This window comes from Shewanella sp. GXUN23E, assembly GCF_050865035.1.
Lineage (GTDB): Bacteria > Pseudomonadota > Gammaproteobacteria > Enterobacterales > Shewanellaceae > Shewanella.
Map to the genome: position 1 here is coordinate 208,166 of NZ_JBOZWP010000001.1, position 21,238 is coordinate 229,403.

At 53.9% G+C, this 21,238-nt stretch carries 15 protein-coding genes; 8 read left to right on the top strand and 7 right to left on the bottom strand.

Annotation, left to right across the window (positions count from 1 at the left end; genetic code table 11):
- Window positions 1-10: 10 nt before the first annotated feature.
- From ACRRUX_RS00920 to ACRRUX_RS00935, 4 genes are all read left to right on the top strand, one after another.
- On the top strand, window positions 11-589 hold the full coding sequence (locus ACRRUX_RS00920; RefSeq protein ID WP_432526319.1) for a 5-formyltetrahydrofolate cyclo-ligase: 579 nt from the start codon (window positions 11-13) through the stop codon (window positions 587-589).
- 44 nt (window positions 590-633) lie between these two features.
- Window positions 634-2,178, top strand: a complete 1,545-nt coding sequence (locus ACRRUX_RS00925) for an EAL domain-containing protein (RefSeq protein WP_432526320.1) — start codon at window positions 634-636, stop codon at window positions 2,176-2,178.
- Window positions 2,179-2,711: 533 nt separating this feature from the next.
- Complete coding sequence (locus ACRRUX_RS00930) at window positions 2,712-4,886, top strand: TonB-dependent receptor plug domain-containing protein (protein ID WP_432526322.1); 2,175 nt, start codon at window positions 2,712-2,714, stop codon at window positions 4,884-4,886.
- 10 nt (window positions 4,887-4,896) lie between these two features.
- The gene (locus tag ACRRUX_RS00935) at window positions 4,897-5,445 is read left to right on the top strand and encodes a TlpA family protein disulfide reductase (RefSeq protein WP_432526324.1); all 549 of its coding nucleotides are present in this window, start codon (window positions 4,897-4,899) and stop codon (window positions 5,443-5,445) included.
- Here the strand turns inward: ACRRUX_RS00935 and ACRRUX_RS00940 are convergent.
- Complete coding sequence (locus tag ACRRUX_RS00940; protein WP_432526325.1) at window positions 5,439-6,359, bottom strand: DUF808 domain-containing protein; 921 nt, start codon at window positions 6,357-6,359, stop codon at window positions 5,439-5,441. The genes ACRRUX_RS00935 and ACRRUX_RS00940 overlap by 7 nt on opposite strands.
- 216 nt (window positions 6,360-6,575) lie before the next feature.
- Here ACRRUX_RS00940 and rpiA point away from each other — a divergent pair, with 216 nt between their 5' ends.
- The gene (gene rpiA / locus ACRRUX_RS00945; protein WP_432526326.1) at window positions 6,576-7,235 is read left to right on the top strand and encodes a ribose-5-phosphate isomerase RpiA; all 660 of its coding nucleotides are present in this window, start codon (window positions 6,576-6,578) and stop codon (window positions 7,233-7,235) included.
- A gap of 58 nt (window positions 7,236-7,293) precedes the next feature.
- Here rpiA and ACRRUX_RS00950 read toward each other — a convergent pair whose 3' ends face one another.
- From ACRRUX_RS00950 to brnQ, 6 genes are all read right to left on the bottom strand, one after another.
- Window positions 7,294-10,173 (bottom strand): methyl-accepting chemotaxis protein, encoded by a 2,880-nt coding sequence (locus tag ACRRUX_RS00950; protein ID WP_432526327.1) that lies wholly within the window; start codon window positions 10,171-10,173, stop codon window positions 7,294-7,296.
- A gap of 54 nt (window positions 10,174-10,227) precedes the next feature.
- Entirely contained in the window at window positions 10,228-11,790 is a 1,563-nt protein-coding gene (locus ACRRUX_RS00955) for an ABC transporter substrate-binding protein (protein WP_432526328.1), read from the bottom strand.
- Window positions 11,791-12,077: 287 nt separating this feature from the next.
- Window positions 12,078-13,802, bottom strand: coding sequence for a single-stranded-DNA-specific exonuclease RecJ (gene recJ, locus ACRRUX_RS00960; RefSeq protein WP_432526329.1), 1,725 nt, complete (start codon window positions 13,800-13,802; stop codon window positions 12,078-12,080).
- Window positions 13,803-13,894: 92 nt separating this feature from the next.
- Window positions 13,895-14,617: a bifunctional protein-disulfide isomerase/oxidoreductase DsbC gene (gene dsbC, locus ACRRUX_RS00965; protein WP_432526330.1), complete on the bottom strand. Its 723-nt coding sequence runs from the start codon at window positions 14,615-14,617 to the stop codon at window positions 13,895-13,897.
- 157 nt (window positions 14,618-14,774) lie between these two features.
- Window positions 14,775-15,671 (bottom strand): site-specific tyrosine recombinase XerD, encoded by an 897-nt coding sequence (gene xerD / locus ACRRUX_RS00970; protein WP_432526736.1) that lies wholly within the window; start codon window positions 15,669-15,671, stop codon window positions 14,775-14,777.
- Between the two features lie 134 nt (window positions 15,672-15,805).
- Window positions 15,806-17,113: a branched-chain amino acid transport system II carrier protein gene (brnQ, locus tag ACRRUX_RS00975; protein ID WP_432526331.1), complete on the bottom strand. Its 1,308-nt coding sequence runs from the start codon at window positions 17,111-17,113 to the stop codon at window positions 15,806-15,808.
- A 514-nt stretch (window positions 17,114-17,627) separates the two neighbouring features.
- Here brnQ and ACRRUX_RS00980 point away from each other — a divergent pair.
- The 3 genes from ACRRUX_RS00980 (at window position 17,628) to ACRRUX_RS00990 (ending at window position 21,236) form a co-directional block, all read left to right on the top strand.
- A complete protein-coding gene (locus ACRRUX_RS00980) occupies window positions 17,628-18,356 on the top strand; it encodes a tRNA1(Val) (adenine(37)-N6)-methyltransferase (RefSeq protein ID WP_432526332.1) in 729 nt (242 codons plus the stop codon).
- Between the two features lie 105 nt (window positions 18,357-18,461).
- Complete coding sequence (gene srmB, locus ACRRUX_RS00985) at window positions 18,462-19,691, top strand: ATP-dependent RNA helicase SrmB (RefSeq protein ID WP_432526333.1); 1,230 nt, start codon at window positions 18,462-18,464, stop codon at window positions 19,689-19,691.
- 330 nt (window positions 19,692-20,021) lie between these two features.
- The gene (locus tag ACRRUX_RS00990; protein ID WP_432526334.1) at window positions 20,022-21,236 is read left to right on the top strand and encodes an efflux RND transporter periplasmic adaptor subunit; all 1,215 of its coding nucleotides are present in this window, start codon (window positions 20,022-20,024) and stop codon (window positions 21,234-21,236) included.
- The last annotated feature ends 2 nt before the right edge of the window (window positions 21,237-21,238 follow it).

A 21,238-nucleotide genomic window follows, 5' to 3' on the forward strand; every position in this document is an offset into this window, starting at 1 on the left:
AATTTAGACAGTGGAAACCCGAGCAGAACTCAGACGCCGTATCCGGCAACAGCGCGCCGCGTTAAGCCCCGCGCAGCAAACAGAGGCGGCGCACAGACTCGTCGATGTTCTGCTACCTGAACTGCTCCGGTGCCAGGTCAAACAGCTGGCTATTTATCTTGCCAACGATGGTGAACTCAATACCTTCCCCCTGATCCAGGCCTTGTGGCAACACCACATCAAGGTCGCCTTACCGGTATTGCACCCTTTCTCTCCCGGACACCTGCTGTTTCTCCAGTACCACCCAAATTCACCAATGACTGCCAACAGGTATGGAATTGCCGAGCCCAGGCTCGACCTGACCCAACTGGTGCCTCTGCATCAGCTGGATCTGATCCTGACTCCTTTGGTGGCCTTTGATGAGCAGGGCAACCGGCTGGGTATGGGAGGCGGCTTTTACGACCGCACCCTGGCCAGTCCACATGCGCCTGCAGCCATGGGTATCGCGCACGAGTGTCAGCGGGTCGCCCAGCTGCCCGTGGAAAGCTGGGATATCCCGCTTGCCCGGATAGCCACCCCCGCCGCCCTGTATCAATTTACCCCCAATTAAATCCACTCAGTAGTAGGGCTTTCGCCCTGATGTAAAGAGACATTGTGAATACCGCACTTGCACCTAAACTGCACTCGACAGACAAACGCATGCTGTTTGTCGGGATCCTGCTGTTTGTGTTGCCCATCACCCTTGCGTTATCCGTCCACCAAATTGTGACGCAACAGGTGCTGGAATATCGGATGCAACAGGCCATGGACAGCATACTCAGCCTGATCAATCTTCAAACCCAAAGTGGTAAGTCCGCCGACTCACATCAGTTTCTGATGCAGGCATTTGACTTTGATTGTGGTTACAAAGACCAGACACTGTTGTCTGATCCTCACCTCAGTCCAAGGGAAGTCCGGGTCGTGCAATTACAACTGGCCAATGGCGAACGCTGCTCCAATCTTGGAACTGCGGTGGACTTTCATCTCGACAGCGTAAAAAAAGTCGACGACACCGGCATCTATCTGGGTACCAGCCGCTCGCCACTGCTGGAAAACCGTGCTCTGGTCTACATTCTGCAGCTCGGTGAGCACAGGCTGCTGGCGATGGTCAACAACCGGATTTACAGCGATATGCTCAACGACGAATGCCAGAATTGTTTCCAACTGGTGTTTAACTATCCCGGCCTGAAGCCCATATTGCTCGGTCCCAGTCTGCTGCAACAACAGCAGTACCGCTACAGCCAGCAAAAATATGCTGCAGCATTTGAACTGCGTCTGACCCTCAATGCAGGTGATGAGCTTTACAAAACAGTCAGCCGACAGGTGTGGTTGTTACTGTTGCTCATGGCACTGGCCCTGGGTTTTGCCGGCAACTGGCTGGCATCCCAGTGGCGCAGTCGCCGCATTTCGACCGCCTATCTTATTCGTCAGGGTATGGCACAAAATGAGTTTATTCCCTTCTATCAGCCTGTTGTTGACAGTCGCAGCCATACTCTGGTCGGCCAGGAAGCATTGATCCGCTGGCGTCAGCCCAACGGTCAACTCATTCCTCCCGGCCAATTCATTCCCTATGCAGAGCAGCATGGACTGATCATTCCATTGACCGAAACATTGCTGGACAACATCATCCGGGATCTGCCTGCGCTGCAGGGCTGGGTGAGCATCAATCTGGTGGCTGAACATCTGGAAAAAGGCTTGTTGAGCCCCTATTTGCAGAAACTACAGGAAGACATCAGCCCACTGTGCTTTGAACTGACAGAGCGGCAGCCGATGACCAATTTCGTCGCCGCCACCGAAGAAATTGAAGCGCTCAGCCGTCTGTGCCACGGAGTCAAACTGGACGATTTCGGTACCGGCTTCGGTGGCTTTGGATACCTGCAAAAACTGGGGATCCACAGCATCAAAATTGACAAAATGTTTATCGATACCATAGGCACAGATGACCTGAAACGGGGAGTGCTGGACGCGATTATCGCTTTTGGCCACGAAAGCGGTATGGAGATGATCGCCGAGGGTGTGGAAACCCGGGAGCAGGTTGATTATCTGGCAGCCAAAGGCGTGTATCTGATCCAGGGATACTACTATTCACCTCCGCTGCCATTGAGTGAATTACTGGCAACCTACCCAGCTTTCATCGCCCCTTCTCGGCAGAGCGCCTGAGACCAATACAGCAGAGTGCAGCCCGGGAAGTTGCACTCCTGCTCGTTCAATACCACCTGCCAAAACGCATCACGCGGTGTCCGCTCGTCACTCAAGACCAGAACCTGAATCGGCTCAGGCCCTGCAACTTTGCCGTAAACGCATCGCCCACGCAGTCGTGTGACCCCAGAATATGTCTGACAATCTCAGAGACAGAGTCATCGGCCACGCAGGGGAACCCAGGGATTTCCCCCAACAACACTTCAGGCACAAACCACCAGACACACGCATATCCCGCAGTTTCAAAGCTAACATTTGCCGGTGTGCCTCTTCACTCCGGGTGAGTCATTAACCTCAGCGCCACTCTGGCATCATTACCAAATGCTTATTCAGAGCATCCTGTTACTGCCTGTGATAAGCATCAGCATTTTGCCAACAAGTTCCTTTCTGTCTCAAATATCAATTGATGTTGATAACCATTATCATTTACATTAACGGCGAATTTGGCTGTACTGGCCATCCAAGGACACACCATCACACAAGAGACAGGACTGATGTATCTCAAATCAACTATCGCTTTGGCCGTTATGCTGGCCCTGCACGCCCCTTCCGCTCTGGCGCACGCAAAAAAAATCGACCCGGAATCAGACCCCTCTGTACAACACCCCATGGAAAGCATAGAAGTACGCGGGGTCCGTCAGCGTCTGGAAAAAGCCGGTCTGTTATCGGATAACATCCAGAAAACCGAAGTGATAAGTTCAGAGTTCATCGACAACCGCAATGCTGTAAACCTGACCGAAGCCATTGATAACACCCCGGGGGTAAGGGTATCCAACGAATGTTCAATGTGCGGTGTAAAACGTATCATGCTCAATGGTTTACGCGGTGAGCAAACCACCCTGCTGGTCGATGGCCTGCCGGTTCATGCCATGATCGCCGGATATTATGCCGTAGATGCCATCCCCACCACAGGCATTGATCGCATTGAGGTTGCCCGGGGCGCCGGAGCCTCGCTGATCGCCCCGGAAGCCATTGGCGGCACCATCAATATCATCACCAAAACCGCGGTTGAAAATGGTGCCAGTGTGGATGTATCCGTCGGTGAAGACGGCAATCGCAAAATCGGTATTCTGGGAACAGGGGTCAGCGAGGATGGTAAAACTCGTGCAACCCTGATAGCCCAGTATGACAACCGGGATCAGGTAGATGAAGATAACAACCGGGTCAACGAAGCACCGGCTCAGGAAAACCGCACCTTCACGGTTCGTCTGTCACAGGATCTGACCGACAGGGATAATCTGGTATTCAGGTATTCCAATGTAGATGCTGAGATCTTTGGTGGCCCTGTGCTGGGTGAACAATTTGCCGATGGCATCGCCAGCAGCATAGGTACGGTGCTGTCCGGTTTTGACGACATCAGCTCGGATATCCTGTTTGCCGACAATGACGTTCGCAATGATTTTATCGGCAAAGCCTGGGAAACCACTGAGTGGATCCACACCCAGCGGGATGAGGTCTCGCTCAGTTGGCTGCACGAGCTGAATGATGACTGGAACATGACGCTGGCCAGCAGCTATTCGGACCACACCCAGGATTCATTTTACGAAGGCTTTCGCTACTACGCAGAAGACACCATGTGGTATCTGGATGCCAGATTTAACTATTTCTTCAATGACAGCCACCTGCTGACCTTTGGCAGCGATCACCGCAGCGAGAACATGCGCTCCCGCTCCAGCGGTGAGAGTAATCCTGCCTATGTGTCTGATTCATTTGATTATGATGTTCAGGGTTTCTATCTGCAGGATACCTGGCAGGCCACCGATGATTTGGAAATTGCCATGGCACTGCGCTACGACACCGTCAGGGCTGACTTCATTGATCCCAACAAGCCGGGCAAAGAAATAGACAAGTCGATTCTGGCGCCCAGAGTAGATATCCGATACAGCCACAACGATGAATGGACCTCCCGCCTGTCAGCAGGTCGTGGCTATCGTGCACCTTTGTCCTTCTTTGAAACCGACCATGGCATCCTGGATGCCGAGCTGGGTTTTCAGATTGATATCCAGGAGCTGGAGCGCTCTACTTCCGCCACCTATGCGCTGAGCTACGCGGGGGACGCGCTGACCATGACTACCTCAGTGGCCTGGACGGAAGTGGAACACCTGGCCACCCTGACGGAGACTGCTGAAGGCGTGCCACTGCTCAGCCAACTGGACAACAAAGCGGCGGTGACCACTGCTGATATTGCGCTGGGATATGATGTGACCGACGACCTGACAGTAGGACTGACTGCAGAAGGCTTCTTCTATGACGATACCTTCAAATCATCTTATGCGCTGGCGCCTGTGGAACAACGCCTGACGCTCAATGCAGACTGGCTGGTAAGCGGCTGGGATATCTTCGCCAATCTGGTATGGATAGGCTCCCGTGACCTGTCAGACTATGGCTATGAAGGCTACAACCAAATTGATGCCAACGGCCAGGTGATTGAAAGCTCGAGAAAATCAACCAACGCACCATCATACTGGACGCTGGATCTGAAAGTGACCCGCAGCATCACTGACAACATAGATTTCTACGCCGGGGTCAACAACCTGCTGGACTACACCCAGGTTAACGAGGGCGAGTCGCCGCTGTTCTTTGATGCCAACGGCAGTTATGACGTGGCTTACATCTGGGGACCACTGCGGGGACGAGAAATCTATGCCGGATTCAAAGCATCTTTCTAATCCTCATGCAATGACAGGCTCCCGCATCAGACATGCTATTGGTCAGTCGCTGCAGCGACTGACCAATACCCTGCGCCTGCTGTTGCTTCTTGGCTGCATCTCGCCGTCAGTGACCGCTCTGGAGCTGCTGGGATTTGAGCATCAGCGGCTGGATGACGGCCAGTTCGAAAACCTTGAGTATTTGAAGGGCAAGCCCACCCTGATGATGTTTTACAAGCCGGACTGCCCCTGGTGTTCCAGGCAGGGAAAAGCTTTCAATCAGTTGCTTGCCCGGTGTGGTGACAAACTGCAGGTGGTGGCGCTGGGTACTCTGGGAGATAAAACCAGGTTGCGCCAGGAGTGGTGGAAAATGAAGCCTGCCTTTGCCGGGTTTGTGGCAGGGACAACGATGATGGAGTCGATGGGTGAATTACCCGCAACCCCGTTGACTTTAGTGACCAATGCCCGCGGAGAGCTGATTACCTATCTGCGCGGCTACATCAAACCCGCGCAGATGAATACCATTCTGCAGGAAACCCTGGCACTTGAGTGTGCAACAGTAGCAACGCAGGCTCAATGAGCCTGCGTTGCTCCCCGTAACCGGTTAATCACAAAGACCAGCAGCAACGCCAGGCTTCCGGCGACCACACCAAACAGCGCAGCCAGCAGGGTGGGCAAGAGGTAGGCAATTACAGGACCGACCAAGGCAACCTGGGAAAACATTCCGGCAAGATGGGTAAAATACTCTGAAACCGAGTGCAGGCCATGTACCAGAATGCCGCCCCCCACCATAAACATGGCCAGTGTGCCGACGACAGCCAGCAACTTCATCAGCGCCGGTGCCGCCGCCAGCAACAGATTGCCCAGCCATTTGCCAAATCCTCCGGCATTTTTGCGGCTGACCAGATAAAGTCCGGCATCATCCAGCTTCACGATGGCCGCGACCAGACCATAAACCCCGGCGGTCATCACCACGGCAATAATGCACAAAGTCACCACCTGAGTCATGAAACTGGTATCCGCCACAACCCCCAGAGTAATGGCGATGATCTCAGCCGAAAGAATGAAGTCGGTGCGAACGGCGCCTTTTATTTTCTCTTTTTCATAGCTTTCAAGATCAATATCCGCCGGCAGATCCGCTTCGACTTCCTCGTGCTGATGGAACCAGGAATGCCAGAGTTTTTCCACCCCTTCATAGCACAGATACAGGCCACCCAACATCAACAGGGGAGTCACCAGAAATGGCGCAAACGCGCTGATTAACAAGGCCGCAGGTACCAGAATCGCTTTGTTGATCAATGAGCCTTTGGCCACGCCCCACACCACAGGCAGCTCCCTGTCAGCCGCCACCCCGGTTACCTGCTGGGCGTTGAGCGCCAGATCATCACCCAGAACCCCGGCGGTTTTGCGGGCGGCAACTTTGCTCATCAACGCCACATCGTCCAGTACCGCAGCAATGTCATCCAATAAAGTCAACAGACTTGCACCCGCCATGCCTCTCTCCGCCTTGTCAGTTATATCCACAGTCACAGTATCCGGCAAAAACCGCTGCCGGGCACTGGCAGTACATGTTTCCGGAAACAATTCTGTTAACTCTACCCCAGCACAGCGGGAATACATAATGATTGTATTTTCATAGAAAACTACCGCTGATACCTGCCTTGAGGGTTATAATGGCGGCATTTCCCGGCTCCAGTTGGAAGGACTAACATGACACAAGACGAAATGAAAAAGGCTGCGGCTCAGGCTGCACTGGCTTATGTGGAAGAAGGCAGCATTGTTGGCGTAGGCACCGGCTCTACCGTCAATCACTTTATCGATGCGCTGGCCAGCATGAAAGATGACATTGAAGGCGCGGTATCCAGCTCAGAAGCATCTACTGAGCGTCTGAAAGCACTGGGTATCGAGGTATTCGATCTCAACAGCGTCAGTAACCTGTCTGTGTATGTCGATGGCGCCGATGAAATCAGCCCACATATGGCAATGATCAAAGGCGGTGGTGCGGCACTGACACGGGAAAAAATTGTTGCCGCGGTGGCTGACAAATTCATCTGTATTGCTGATGAGAGCAAGCAGGTGGATGTCCTGGGTGAATTCCCGCTGCCGGTAGAAGTTATCCCCATGGCACGCTCCTATGTCGCCCGTCAGCTGGTCAAACTGGGGGGTGACCCGGTTTACCGTGAAGGTGTGGTCACCGACAACGGCAATGTAATTCTGGATGTGTACAACCTCAAAATCCTCAATCCCAAAGAGCTGGAAACCCAGATCAATGCCATTGTTGGCGTCGTCACCAATGGCCTGTTTGCCCACCGTGGTGCCGACGTGCTGCTGGTTGGCGCTGCCGATGGCGTGAAAACCCTGACCGCCTGAGGTCTTCAGGACGGGGAAAACTGATAACAAAGCCTCCGTTTGGAGGCTTTTTCATGGGTTAAAACTCATCCCAGTTGTCACCAAAGGGCGGTTGCAGAGGCGAATGTTCGGTTCCCGTGCGCCAGATTGCCCTGGCGCGTACCAGCTGCTCATCCGTATCATTGATGGTGAAAAATTCCATCATATAACTCATGTCCCGCGCCTGATTGGTCATACTTTCTGCCGCCACAGCCGCCTGCTCTACCAATGCGGAATTCTGCTGGGTCATGGCATCCATGCGGGCAATCGCAATATTCACCTGCTCGATACCGGCGCTGTGCTCCTGAGCCGCATCGCTGATGCCGGACATTTTAAGCCCGACCTTTTCGACCATGCTGACAATTTCCTTCAGCGTCTCACCGGACTCATTCACCAGTTCGCTGCCATCCAGCACCTTTTCATTGGTGTCGCGGATAAGCTCTTTAATCTCCTTGGCCGCTTCGGCACTGCGCTGCGCCAGATTCCGTACCTCACCGGCCACAACCGCAAATCCCCGCCCCTGATCGCCGGCCCGGGCGGCTTCTACCGCAGCATTCAACGCCAGCAGGTTGGTCTGAAATGCAATGGCATCGATCACCCCGATAATGTCTGAAATTTTATTGCTGGCACCGCTAATCTGCTCCATTGCCAGAATAGTACGCTCGACAATCTCCCCGCCTTCCCTCGCCCGACTGCGGGTTTGCTCACTGAGTTCATTGACCTTGAGTGCATTTTCCGCACTTTGTTTCACCGTATCAGTCATGTTGTCCATGCTGGCCGCCGTTTCCTGCAACGAACTGGCCTGTGCTTCCGTGCGCTGGCTGAGATCGCGGTTACCATCGGCAATCTCATTGGACGAGTTGGTAATGGTCGCTGCCGCTTTACGGATGTTGCCTATTACATCTGTCAGCTTGTCGATGGTCGCGTTGGAGTCCTGCTTCAATGACAACAGTCGCCCGCTGTACTCTTTTTCAATCCTTTGCGTCAGGTCACCATTGGCCATGGCCCCCAGAATCCGCTGCATATCCGCAAGGGCAGCATCAATATTGCCGGTCACCCGGTTAAGCCCGTCAATCAGCTTCAGCTGGAAGCCTTTTTTCCCTTCCCGGGAGAGTTTCCGGGAGAAGTCGCCACGACCGGCAGCATCCACCATGGCGTCGATTTCCCGTTCGATGGCCACTTCAGCAGTTCGGTCCTGCCACTCGATAACAGTGCCGATACGACTGCCCTCATCATCAATAATGGCACTGGCGGCCAACCCCATTACCCGGCTGCCGACGGGAAACTGATTGGAGAACGTGCCATCAAGCTGCTCCAGGATCTCCCGCTGCACCTCTGGCCTGGCGTGGAACATATCAATACTGCTGCCAATGATCCGCTCCGGCTCAAAGCCGGGCAGCAGAGTTTTGAAGTCCTGTTTGGCATCCTGCATCAGCCTTTTTGACGCACGATTGATATAAATCACCTCGTAGTTGGCATTGGCGATCATGATATTGGTCGACGCATTGTCCAGCGCCTGACGTACCCTGGCATTTTCCTCTGCCCTAACTCTGGCTTCCTGCTCCATGTCAAGCCGGCGCAGCTCAGATTCCTCAACATTGGTCAGCGAGGTATTGATGGCCTCTTTAATGGACAGTAGTTCGCCTTTCAGCTCGGCTTCTATGCGGTTACTGAAGTCCCCTTTAGCCAGTCCTTCCATGACTTTTTTGATTTCACTGACGGCGGTCTGGGTGGCTTCCATTAACGTGTTAAACGCCGCGGCAGACTGCCCCAGCTCATCACGACTGCGTACTTTTATCCTGGCATTGTAGTCACCGGTGCGGGCGACGCTCTCCAATTTGAAGGTCAAATCCAGTATGGGTCTGGTCACTGAGCGGGTCACCAACATGGCTATCAGCACAATCAGCAACACACCGCCCAACAGCACCAGGGCAATCAGATACTTGAGCTCGTTGATGGCTGCAAACGCCTCCTGCTCGTCCATTTCAGCCACCAGTGCCCAGGTCAGGTCGCCAAACTTTACCTGTGTATAGGCAGTCAGAATGGGCGCGCCTTTGTAATCGAACGCGATGGCATCGCCGGTTTCACCCAGCAAGGCACTTTTTACTGGCTGGGTATCAATTTTGCCCGCCTCTGCGGAGCTGAAGGACGCCACAACTGAATGGCTGCCGTCATCCTGATACAGATCCGAACGCATCCGTAAATCCGGCCCCACCAGATAGGTTTCGCCCGAGTCGCCCATCCCGGCGCGCTGGCCCATGATGTTGTTTATCTCATCCAGTGACAGTTGCAGTACCGCCACCGCCAGGGTGGTGCCCCGCAGATCCACTACCGGGCTGCCAATAAAGGCTGCCGGCGCATTCCCCTGAGGGCCATAGGAATGAAAATCCTGCACCTGGGCCGTGCCGGTTTGCACAACCTTGTTATACAGTGCCGCCAGATGACTGCCCGCCAGCTCACCGGTTTTGAGATTGGCCCCCAGATCGGCCTGTCTGCCCGCACTGAATACCAGATGACCGGTATCCGCCTGAATGATGAACACCTCCCGATAACCGTATACGTTGACATAATCGGTCAGGGTTTTTCCGTACAGACTCCAGATTTCGCCATACTCATAGGTGTCAGTGTAAAACGGCTGATCTGCGGCAATTTCTTCATCCACTGCATAAAATTTCAGCAGTTTCTGAATTTGCCGGGTATCTTCACTGCCAGCCAGGATCTGAATGTCGTCAAATGCCCGTTCAAAATAGCTTTCTATCTGATTTTTTTTCACCTCCCGCATGCTGATAAGCTGAGCAAAGGCCTGCCTTTGCAGCGCCTGCGTTGACTCCCTTAACGCCAGCGAGCCCACCACCAGAATTGGCAGCACTCCGATAAACAAAAAAATCAGCAGTAATTTGGTTCTTAGCCTGGCAAACATTGACAACCTCTTCATGCCCCGCAAGGAGCGATAGCGGACCCGATCCCCGGCAACTCAGCGTAAAGACCAGTGTTTCGGACTGACTTCGATTTCCCACAGCGGCATATTGGCCATCCGGTAGGGCTGATACTGCACCTCCTGATTGACGGCCAGCACTTTGTTGGGCGTGGGTACAAACAACATGTATCCCCTGTCGTACACGTGCTGCATGATTTCCAGCGTCACGGCGTCAAACTCGGGCGTTCCCACCGAGGCTTTAAACATATCGTCTATGTGATCGTCCAGATCCGGATCGGGGGCCAGCGTGCTCCAGTAATTGTGGGTGCGATAAACCAGAAACGCCGACCAGGGGTGGTTGTAGTACCAGTCGTCGTCTCCCCAGACCAGCAAGTCCCAGTCCCTGGTGTTCTTTTTGGCGTTGGTCGTCAGCAACTGACCAAACACATCCTTTTCGCTGGATGTGATATTGAAGTTGAGTTTGACACCCACTTTGCGCAGATCCCGGTCAATGCCTTTCCAGATATACATAAACCTGTCCTGGGTGTAGACATTGAGCGTAAGGCCGCTGAGTATCGATTTGAGTTCTGCGCGGATCGCCGCCGGGTCCTGAACTTCAGAATAAGGCGTAAGCTGGTCAACCACATTGCGGACACCGGGAAACAATGGCGCAGCCAGCGTAGGCTTTATCTGGCCCTCACCGTCATAGTATTTATCCAGCAATTTGCGCTGATCGATGGCGCGGTTGAGTGCCACCCTGACCTCACGGTTAAGCAGCCGTGGATTACCGGTACGCATGTTGAAATGAATGGCAACATTGTCGGTTGACGGGGCGGTCACCAGCTTGGCATATCGGGAGTTAAACACCCTGTCCTTCTCGGACACAGGGATTGGCATGATGTCCAGCTCGCCTTCCTTATCCAGCGCCATCTCCATGGCGATCTTGCTGTCCAGCTCGGTGTAAACCGTAACCTTGTCGATTTTCGGATATTCAGGATTCCAGTAATTGGGATTGGCCTCCAACACTGCCGACGGAGTTTGCCGGTCGCCTTCTATATAACCTTCTTTCAGGATGTACGGCCCCAGTCCATAAGGGCCAGGCTCAGCCAGATTCGGGCAGGTCGCTTTGCCATTCCAGCCAAACTTTTCCAGATAGGTTCGGGTATAAAACTGTATCCAGATAGCGTCATTGAGGAACTGACCATATTTTTCCGTCAGATGGAATCTGACCGTGTAATCATCAATTTTCTCCGCATGATCAAAGACTTTATCTATCTTGGTAAACAGAAACGGCTGGCGCTTGAAGTAATGCATATTCAGCAGCACTGCATCGGCATTAAAGGGGGTGCCATCCTGAAATTTCACCCCCTGCCTGAGAGTGAATTCGTAGGTGGTATCATCTATCTGTGAGTGGCTGGTCGCCATGTCGTATTCCCAGCCCCGGTCATTGTTGGCAGGGCGCAGCAAGGCAGCATTTATTGAATGAGAAATATAGATGTAAGGCAGACTGGGGATAAAAACCTTGAGGTGGGAGCCGGCAACCGGCCTGGCGCAGAGGCTGGCGGACGTCAGACTGAGTATCAGCACAATGCAGCCGGCGAAATACCTCATAGCTTGCATAAATCCCCCTGTGCACACGCTAGTTAATGCGTTTTTCGATGAAAAATGACTGACCTATGAAAAAGTGTAGTCAAGCTTTTCAGGGGGCGGGGAGACAGGGTGGCGAAAGCAGGCCTTTCAAAAGAGGAGAAAAATACCGGCAGTAAACGCATTAACGCGCAAAAGCCGTGCCCTCAGGACTGTCCCGGGCACAGAGGAAATGGCAGCTGCCACAGCGCTGCAAACTAACCTGACTTCAGTAAGTATTCGCTAGCTGGCAGCGCTCAGGCAGGAGAAAATAACAGGTGTCAGCAGGCCTCTATCTGCTCAACCAGCAGCTGCAACGATTGATTCCCACGAAACTCATTCACGTCCAGTCGATAGGCCAGACGTACATGACTGATGGTGGCATCCGGCCAGATACTCATATCCACGTTGAAGGCAATGGCATCCAGCATCAGACTGCCACATTCGGTTTCCACCATCATTTTCAGGTGTTTCTCACCAACAACCCGCTGCTGCAACAACCGAAAATGACCATCAAACAGGGGCTCTTCAAAGGCCTGCCCCCAGGGACCGGCGTTACGCAGCATCAGCGCCGTGTCCAGCGTCAACAGATCCGCGCCAAGCTCGCCGTCACTGAGGATCTCACCGGTCAGCTGCTCAGGTTGCAGTGACTCGTGAACCGCTTTATCAAATGCCGCCGCGAAATCATCGTATGCCGAAACAGGAATACTCAGCCCGGCCGCCATGGCATGGCCGCCAAACTTGATGATCATGCCGGGATGACGACTGTTGATCAGCTCCAGAGTGTCACGCATATGCAGCCCCTTGATAGAGCGGGCAGAGCCTTTAATCACCCCATCGCCGGCATCGGCAAACGCAATCACAGGTCGGTGGTATCTGTCTTTAATGCGCGAAGCCAGAATACCAATCACCCCCTGATGCCAGTCTTCCTGAAATAAAGCAATCCCCCAAGGCAACTCATTTTCATTGAGCTCAAGCGCACTGAGGCTTTGCAGTGCTTCCTGTTGCATCCCATATTCAAGCTCCCGCCGCTCGGCATTGAGCGCATCGAGCTGCGCCGCCATCCGTCTGGCCAGATGAATATCGTCACACAGCAGAGTTTCCACCCCCAGCGCCATCTCATCCAGACGCCCGGCGGCATTCAGTCTTGGCCCCACCGCGAAGCCAAAGTCGGCCGCAACCATACGCTGGGGATTGCGTTTGGCCACATCCAGCAATGCCGTAATCCCCGGGCGGCAGCGACCGGCCCGAACCCGCTTCAGTCCGGCATCCACCAGAATACGATTGTTGGCATCCAGTGCCACCACATCAGCAACTGTGCCAAGGGCTACAATGTCCAGAAGCTCAGCCAGATTGGGCTCAGCCAGTCCTCTGGCGGCAAACCAGTTGCGGCCGCGCAGGGTCTGACGCACCGCACTCATCAGGTAAAAAGCGACCCCCACTCCGGCGATGGATTTGCTGGCAAACTGACAGTCGAGCTGATTGGGATTCACTATGGCATCGGCATCCGGCGCCGTCTGGCCGGGCAGGTGATGATCTGTAACCACCACTTTCATTCCCAGCGCCCTGGCTGCCGCAACCCCTTCAATGGAAGATATGCCGTTGTCGACCGTGATAAGCAGTTCTGCCCCCTGCTGATGCGCCACTGCAACAATTTCCGGGCTCAGACCATAGCCATAATCAAACCGATTGGGGATCAAATAATTAACCCGGGAGGCGCCCATCATACGCAGAGCCAGCATACAGACGCTGGTACTGGTGGCGCCGTCAGCATCGAAGTCACCAACGATCAATATCGCCAGCTGTTGCTCCATGGCGTCGGCGACTATCGCAGCGGCTTTATCCAGATCTTTCATGCTATCGGGCCGCAGCAACCCCGACAGGGTCAATTCACATTCCCGGGGACTGGCACCACGTCTGGCGTATAACTGACGGAGCAGAGGAGGTAATTCAGCAGGCAGATGAGAGTCATCCACCTGTGGACGGCGAAGGATATTGTGGATCACGAAAAAGCGTTTCCTGCAGACCTGACAAAGCCGACAAGATAGCAAAAAGGTGAGCCAGTGGCTCACCTTTTTTCATTTGCGCAAGGCTGGATTTATTTGGCTTCCAGCATACGCAGCAAAGATTCAGCAGGCTGGTAACCCGGGATCAGCACACCATCTTCCAGCACCACTGCCGGTGTACCACTAACCCCCAGAGTGCCACCCAGGCGATACTGACCGGCGATGTCTGCATCGCACTTGGCCACTGGCACGCTCTTGCCGTTTTGCGCATCGGTCATGGCCTTCAGTGGATCAGCGGCACACCAGATAGAGCGCATGTTCTCGGCATTGGCCGATGGCACACCCTGACGCGGGAATGCCAGATAACGAACCGTAATGCCGGCGTCATTGAAATCTTTCATTTCATTGTGCAGCTTGCGGCAGTAGCCACAGGTGATATCGGTAAAGACAGTGATCACATGCTTCTCGTTTTTGGCCTTGTAGACCAGCATCTGATCTTCAAATTCCTTGATCATGTCTTTACGCGGACCTGCCAGTGCGGCATCGGTCAGGTTCAGCATGCCGCGGTCAATGTCGTAAATATTGCCGTGAATAAGCTTGCTGCCGTCATCGGAAATGTAAATGACACCCCGATCAGTCAGCGCCTGCTGCATGCCCGCGATTGGGGAGGGTTGCAACTCGGCAACTTCCAAACCCAGAGTATCACTGAGCTTCTTCTTCAACACATCGGCGGAAGGAGCGTCAGCAGCAAATGCTGAAGTCATGGTGGAAACCAGCAACGCGGCACTGACAGAGAAAGCTAGGGTAAACTTCATGATAAATCCTTTGACTGATCGGGCTGTTACAGGTGAACAGACCCCTTTTTGGCCTGAAAAATTACAGACTCATTTCATTAAAAGCAACTGCCCACCGGCAATAAACTGTATCCAAGTTTGACCGCCCCGACAGAAGCCGGGGAAATTGTGGCCAGCATCATCCCCTGGGATGATGCTCACTGTGCAACTGCGCCAGCCTCAGCTTGGCGACATGAGTATAAATCTGGGTTGTTGACAGCGAACTGTGTCCAAGCAACAACTGCACCACCCGCAAATCGGCGCCATGGTTAAGCAAATGGGTCGCAAAGGCATGCCGCAGGGTATGCGGTGAAATATCGCCGTGGATACCGGCCCGCAGCGCATAGCGCTTAATCCGGTGCCAGAAGGTCTGGCGGGTCATCATCCGCCCCTGACTGGAGGGGAACACCACGTCAGCGGATTGTCCGCCAAGCAACAACTCCCGTGCGCTCACCAGATAACGCTCCAACGACGCACTGGCCATTTCGCCTATGGGGACCAGCCGCTCTTTACCGCCTTTCCCCACAACCCGCACCACGCCCTGACGCAGACTGATTTGATCCAGCGTTAGCCCCACCAGCTCTGTCACCCGCAATCCGGTCGCATATAACAGCTCAAGCATCGCCTGATCCCGGCACTCGAGGGTATCCTCCGGGTCCGGCTCAGCCAGCAGCCGCTCAACATCCTGCTCAGATAAAGTCCCCGGCAGTTTACGGTCCCGTTTGGGCGCACTGAGTTCCACACAGGGGTCAAGCTGAATAATGGTCTTTTCAAGCAAATAACCGAAAAAACGCCGCATGGCGCTGAGCACTCTGGCACTGGAGGACTTGGCAAAACCTTTATCTTTTCGCCAGCCCAGATAATCCCGTAAATCCTGTTTGCCCGCCTGTTTCAGCTCAATCCGCTGCGCCGCCAAAAAGCACGCCAGCAGACTGAGATCGGTGCGATACGCATTCAGGGTGTTATCACTCAGACCGTCTATAGACCACAGCTCATCCAAAAAAGTTTCTATCGTCGCCTGACTGAGACTCAAAATTCCTGCATCAGCCCGCTCTCTGAGGGCGAGCGTAATCGCCTTCCACTCTGTTTCGTTCGCCAAAACCATTCCTTTCCGATACCAATGAAAACGGCGCCCCGGGGCGCCGCTTTATTATGTTGTCTGACAAAGGATTATGCCACTTTGCCGGAAGTGCCTGATCCTTTGATAAACAGGCAGGCGATCATGGCAATAACCGTAGGCAGCAACCAGGCCATACCTTCTGCATACAGCGGCATAAAGCTCAGGAATCCGGTATCCACACCCGCCACCTTAAGGCCATCAAACAGACCGAATACCAGCGCTACCCCAAGTACCAGACGGTGAGAAAAGGCAGGACGGGTATACTTGTTGGTCAGGAAGGTAACCAATACCAGCGCAATTGCCACGGGGTAAACCGTCACGAGCACCGGAATACTGAAGTTAATCAGTTCCTTCAGACCCAGGTTGGCCATCGCCATACAGCCGGCACACATGAGCAATACCCAGGCGCGATAGCTGATCTTCGGCAGCAGTTCATTGAAATATTCAGAGCAGGCACTGACCAGCCCCACCGCCGTGGTCAGACAGGCCAGAGTAACTACGCCCGCCAGCAAAATAATCCCAGTACTGCCGAAATGATAAGTCACATATTGAGTCAGCAGTTGACCACCTGTGGTGGCGCCCTTGGCCAGATCGCCTGCAGTGGTGCCCAGATAGAACAGCGACAGATAGACAAATGCCAGGCCGCTGGCAGCGATCAGCGCCGCGCGAACCAGATACTTGGTTTGTTTGGCAGGATCCGTTACCCCTTTCTTGCGCAGAATATCGATAATCAACATACCGAAAATCAAGGAGGCCAGCGTATCCATGGTGTTATAGCCTTCCAGAACACCCTTGGTCAGCGGAGAACTGGCGTACTCACCCTGAGGCAGACCAGGCTCGGCACCGGGCAATACAAATACTGACACAGCCAGACCGACCAGCAAGAAAATCAGCACAGGAGTCAGCACCTTACCTACACTGTCCAGCAGTTTGCCGGGGAAAGCAGACAACACCAGGGTAATCATGAAAAAGCACAGGGTGTAGATCAACTGGCTGGTGCCGACATCGGCAGAGTCAGACAGAAATGGCAGCGCCCCGATTTCAAAGGCCACCAGACCAGTCCGGGGAGCCGCAATAATAGGACCAATAATCAGGTAGATAGATACGGCCAGTGCAGTTGCCGCCGCCGCGGGCAGCATATTCATCACCTTACCGTTTGATTTGGCGACTGCGATAAGACCAATCAGCGGCATACCCACCGCAGTTAACAGAAATCCAATCATGGCCGGCAGGGTGTTATCCCCTGCCAAATGTCCGGCGAAAGGCGGGAAAATCAAATTGCCTGCGCCCAAAAAGAAGGCAAAGGTCATGAACCCCAAGCCTACTGTATCCCCAACTGTCATTTGCTTGTTCTGCACAAAATCCCCCCACTTTGTAATTATGTTTTTCACCAACTTAAGTTATCACCGGCCGGGAAGCCAATTTAGTTTCCATGGCAACCCACAAGTGTAAACCAATGATTACAGTTGATATTGACGTTATTCAGACCGTTCCTGGCGAGTTTTTGTGCAATTTTATCATTTCGATTCGCGCACGCTGGATTTTATCCTTTTCCCCTGTCTCTTCCCGGCTGGCAACCCCAAGATATTGTGGTCAACCGGGTCGTCACATGTATCAAAGTTAATTTAACTGCACAAGACTTCAGCGCATCAACTGGTCGCAATTTGCCCGACAAAAAACACTGCCATAACAAGCCCTGCCATTTACTAACACTTGCTGACAAATTCGACCGACAGCACAACAGATTCCCCCGGAGCTGCCGACGGGTTATCCGGTGAAAATCCGTACTACACCAAAAACCCACCAGATAGGACTGGAGATAGCTGCCAACACTGGCTACAATCCGCCCTCATTTTTCAGCTGGATATTCCTGTGCCTTTTACCTTTAAACAGTTTCACATCGATGATCAGGATTGCGGTATGCCTGTCAGTACCGATGCTGTGGTATTGGGAGCATGGGCACCACTTGAAAATGCACGGCAGATTCTGGATATCGGCGCGGGCAGTGGCTTGCTTAGCCTGATGGCGGCGCAGCGCAGCCAGGCGCAGATCACTGCCGTGGAAATTGACACCGGCGCCGCCAAAGCCTGTGCAGCCAATATCGGCGCCTCTCCCTGGGCCCAGCGCATTAAGCTGTATCAGGGCGATATTACCGGCTTTGTGGCGCCGCAAACTGCCGGGGGTATGGCGGGGTTTGATCATATCATCTGTAATCCGCCCTACTTTGAGACCGGCCCACAGTCCGCCAAAGCAGGCCGCGCAGTGGCCCGTCACACCGAATCCCTGCCATTCCATGTGCTGGCGCAGCAACTGCAACGTTTGCTGGCGCCTCAGGGGCAAGCCAGCCTGATTTTACCGTTGGCGTCGCTGCCCGCCTGGCGCGAAGCGGTGGCACAGCACAGCGCTCTGCAGCTGATCCGGCAGTGCGACGTGATAAGTGTGCGGGGAAAAGCCCCCAAACGGGCACTGCTGCTGATGCAGCACAGCCAAAGCGCCGCTGGGGCATTAAAGCAAGATCAACTGGTTATCCGCGAACCGGACAACAGCTACAGCGAGCAGATGCACGCACTGACCCGGAATTTTTATCTGTTCATGACGTGAAAACTGCCGTCACAGGCGTTTTCCTCCCGGCCCGGCCATCGAGGTCATTGGTATTCCAATACCCGCAGCATATAATGTCGGCCACTTAGTTAAGAGATGCAGCCAATGCAATTTGAAGATTTTGACCTGGACCACAGCCTGCTGGATTCACTCAAGGCCATGGGGCATAAAAGCCCGACCACCATTCAATCCAAAACTCTGCCATTGGCGCTGGAACAGCGTGACATTATGGCAAGCGCTCCGACAGGAACCGGTAAAACCGCCAGTTTCCTGTTGCCGGCCCTGCAGCATCTGATAGATTTCCCCCGTCGCCATCCGGGACCTGCGCGGGTACTGATCCTCACACCAACCCGTGAGCTTGCCAGTCAGATCCACCGCTATGCCTGTCACCTGGCCACAGGTCTGGGACTGGATATTGCCATCGTCACCGGCGGTGTACCTTACGGCCCTCAGGAGGAAGTGCTCGCAGGCAATGTAGATATGCTGGTCGCTACCCCGGGACGTCTGGTGGAATATCTGGACAAGCGTAAGTTTGATGCCCAGTCAGTGGAAGTGCTGATCATCGATGAAGCCGACCGCATGCTGGACATGGGGTTTAATCAGGTTGTCCAGACTCTGGCTATTGAAGCACAGGGCCGCAAGCAGACTATGTTGTTCTCTGCGACGCTGGAAGGCTATGGCGTGCAGAAGTTTGCCGCTGAACTGCTGACCGATCCCGAGCGCATTGATGCCGACGATCTGCCCCGCAGCGAAAAAGCCAAAATCCATCAGTGGGTACATCTGGCCGACACCCGCGAGCACAAGTTTGCCCTGCTGTGCGCCTTGCTGGCCAAAGAAGATGTGCAGCGCACCATAGTGTTCTGTAAGACCCGCGAAGTCGTGGCCTCACTGGAAGGTTTGCTGCAGCAAGCCGGTATTCAGGCTGCATTTTTGCGTGGCGACATGGATCAGAAACGTCGCTTCCAGGCTCTGGGACGCTTTATCAAGGGCGAAGTCAATGTGCTGCTGGCGACTGATGTGGCGGCGCGCGGTATCGACATCGACGATATTACCCATGTGATCAACTATGATATGCCGCGCTCTGCCGATGTCTATGTGCACCGTATCGGCCGTACCGGTCGTGCCGGTAACAAAGGTACTGCCATCTCTTTGGTCGAAGCTCACGATATGCGCATTCTGGCCAAGGTTGAGCGCTATATCGAGCAGCCGCTCAAGCGCCGGATTGTGGAAGGTTTGAGACCCAAGCACAAAGAAGCCAAGGTGCCTGCCAAGAAGAAGCCCAAGGAAAAGGCAAAGGCTGCGCTTAAGCGTGCCAAAAAGGCCAAGAAGAAGTAAACCTGACAGGCCCCAACCCCAAGAGCTGCCGATGCAGCTCTTTTGCTATCCATGGCTCGGTAACTGGCCACAGCCACCGACGTTTTGGCGTTCAGGAGCTGGCTCACGGTTTCAGGCTTTCTTTAATCAAAATATATTCTTATCATCTTCACCCAAGTCAGCGGCACACTGGCAGTCTATTGTCAGCAGTCTTTGGCTTGTCACTCAGAGCCGCGGCTCGCACACCCTCACCCACAGAAACAATTTATTTACATTTTTTGTTTTGAAGCGGGGTGGCGGTTTGGTAGTTTAAGCAACAATTCCGTTTTCGGCATGGAGCCAAGTCACAGCATGTTAATGACCTTTCTCAGGCGAGTTCTGCCTCCTATTCTGATCCTTATCGGTTTTATGGCGCTGGCGGCACTGCTGATGGCGACCAAAGAAGAGCCGGAAAAGAAAGAAGAGGAAGTCCAGCTGACGCTGGTGGATGCCCGCAATGTTCAGCAACAGCAGGTCTCATTGAATCTGCCCTCTTACGGTGTGGTTGAACCCAAACACAAAACTCTGCTGGTCGGTGAAGTGGCCGGTCGGGTGCTGACCATTGCGCCGGAATTTGTCGCCGGTGGCGTCGTCAAAAAAGGTCAGCAACTGGCCGTGATTGAACCATCGGATTATGAAGCCGATCTGGCTCAGGCTCAGGCATCACTGGCGCAGGCGCAGGCGGCTCTGGAAGAAGAGCAGGCCCGTGGCGAAGTGGCCAAAATTGAGTTTCAGGGCTTCGATAAAGGTGTGCCACCGGAGCTTGGACTGCGCAAACCTCAGCTGAAAAAAGAACAGGCCAACGTTAAGTTTGCCCAGGCGGCCGTGGACAGAGCCATGCGCAACCTTGAGCGCACGGTCATCCGCGCGCCATTTGATGGCATAGTGAAAACCCGCAATGTGGATCTGGGCCAATATGTAACGCTGGGAACCAATCTGGGTGAACTTTACAGCACAGATATCGCCGAGATCCGCCTGCCGCTGAGCAATTCCGATCTGGCTTATCTGGAATCAGTGGATAATCCCGATACTCAGGTGGTGCTGACCGCCAAACTGGCTGGCCGCGATATAACCTGGGAAGGCAATATCGTGCGCAGCGAAGGGGTTATCGATGCTGCCAACCGTATGGTTTATCTGGTTGCCGAGGTGAATGATCCCTACCTGCATCAGAATCGTGCCGTTGGTGAATTGCCACTGAAATTCGGCACCTTCGTCAACGCCGTTATCCGTGGCCGCACCGTTGATGGCATTGTCAAACTGCCGCGCCATTTGGTGCGTAACGGTGAAGTTGCACTGGTGACTCCGGACAACACCATCGAAATGCGCAAGGTTAATGTGGTGCGCTCCGATGTTGAACATGTCTATATCAAAGACAGCATCCGCAATGGAGAGAAGGTTTCCTACACTCCCATTAATACCCTGAGCGCCGGTCAAACCGTCAGACTGCTGGGCGAGCAGGCAGATGACTCGGGTAAGCAGGAGTCTGTCCCAACCCAGCAACTGGCCGCCGCTGAGGCACAGGAGTAACT

Coding starts and splice junctions, on each gene's coding strand:
- ACRRUX_RS00930 (WP_432526322.1), top strand. CDS start 2,712: ATGTATCTCAAATCAACTATCGCTTTGGCCGTTATGCTGGCCCTGCAC.
- ACRRUX_RS00935 (WP_432526324.1), top strand. CDS start 4,897: ATGACAGGCTCCCGCATCAGACATGCTATTGGTCAGTCGCTGCAGCGA.
- ACRRUX_RS00940 (WP_432526325.1), bottom strand. CDS start 6,359: ATGGCGGGTGCAAGTCTGTTGACTTTATTGGATGACATTGCTGCGGTA.
- rpiA (WP_432526326.1), top strand. CDS start 6,576: ATGACACAAGACGAAATGAAAAAGGCTGCGGCTCAGGCTGCACTGGCT.
- ACRRUX_RS00950 (WP_432526327.1), bottom strand. CDS start 10,173: ATGTTTGCCAGGCTAAGAACCAAATTACTGCTGATTTTTTTGTTTATC.
- ACRRUX_RS00955 (WP_432526328.1), bottom strand. CDS start 11,790: ATGCAAGCTATGAGGTATTTCGCCGGCTGCATTGTGCTGATACTCAGT.
- dsbC (WP_432526330.1), bottom strand. CDS start 14,617: ATGAAGTTTACCCTAGCTTTCTCTGTCAGTGCCGCGTTGCTGGTTTCC.
- srmB (WP_432526333.1), top strand. CDS start 18,462: ATGCAATTTGAAGATTTTGACCTGGACCACAGCCTGCTGGATTCACTC.
- ACRRUX_RS00990 (WP_432526334.1), top strand. CDS start 20,022: ATGTTAATGACCTTTCTCAGGCGAGTTCTGCCTCCTATTCTGATCCTT.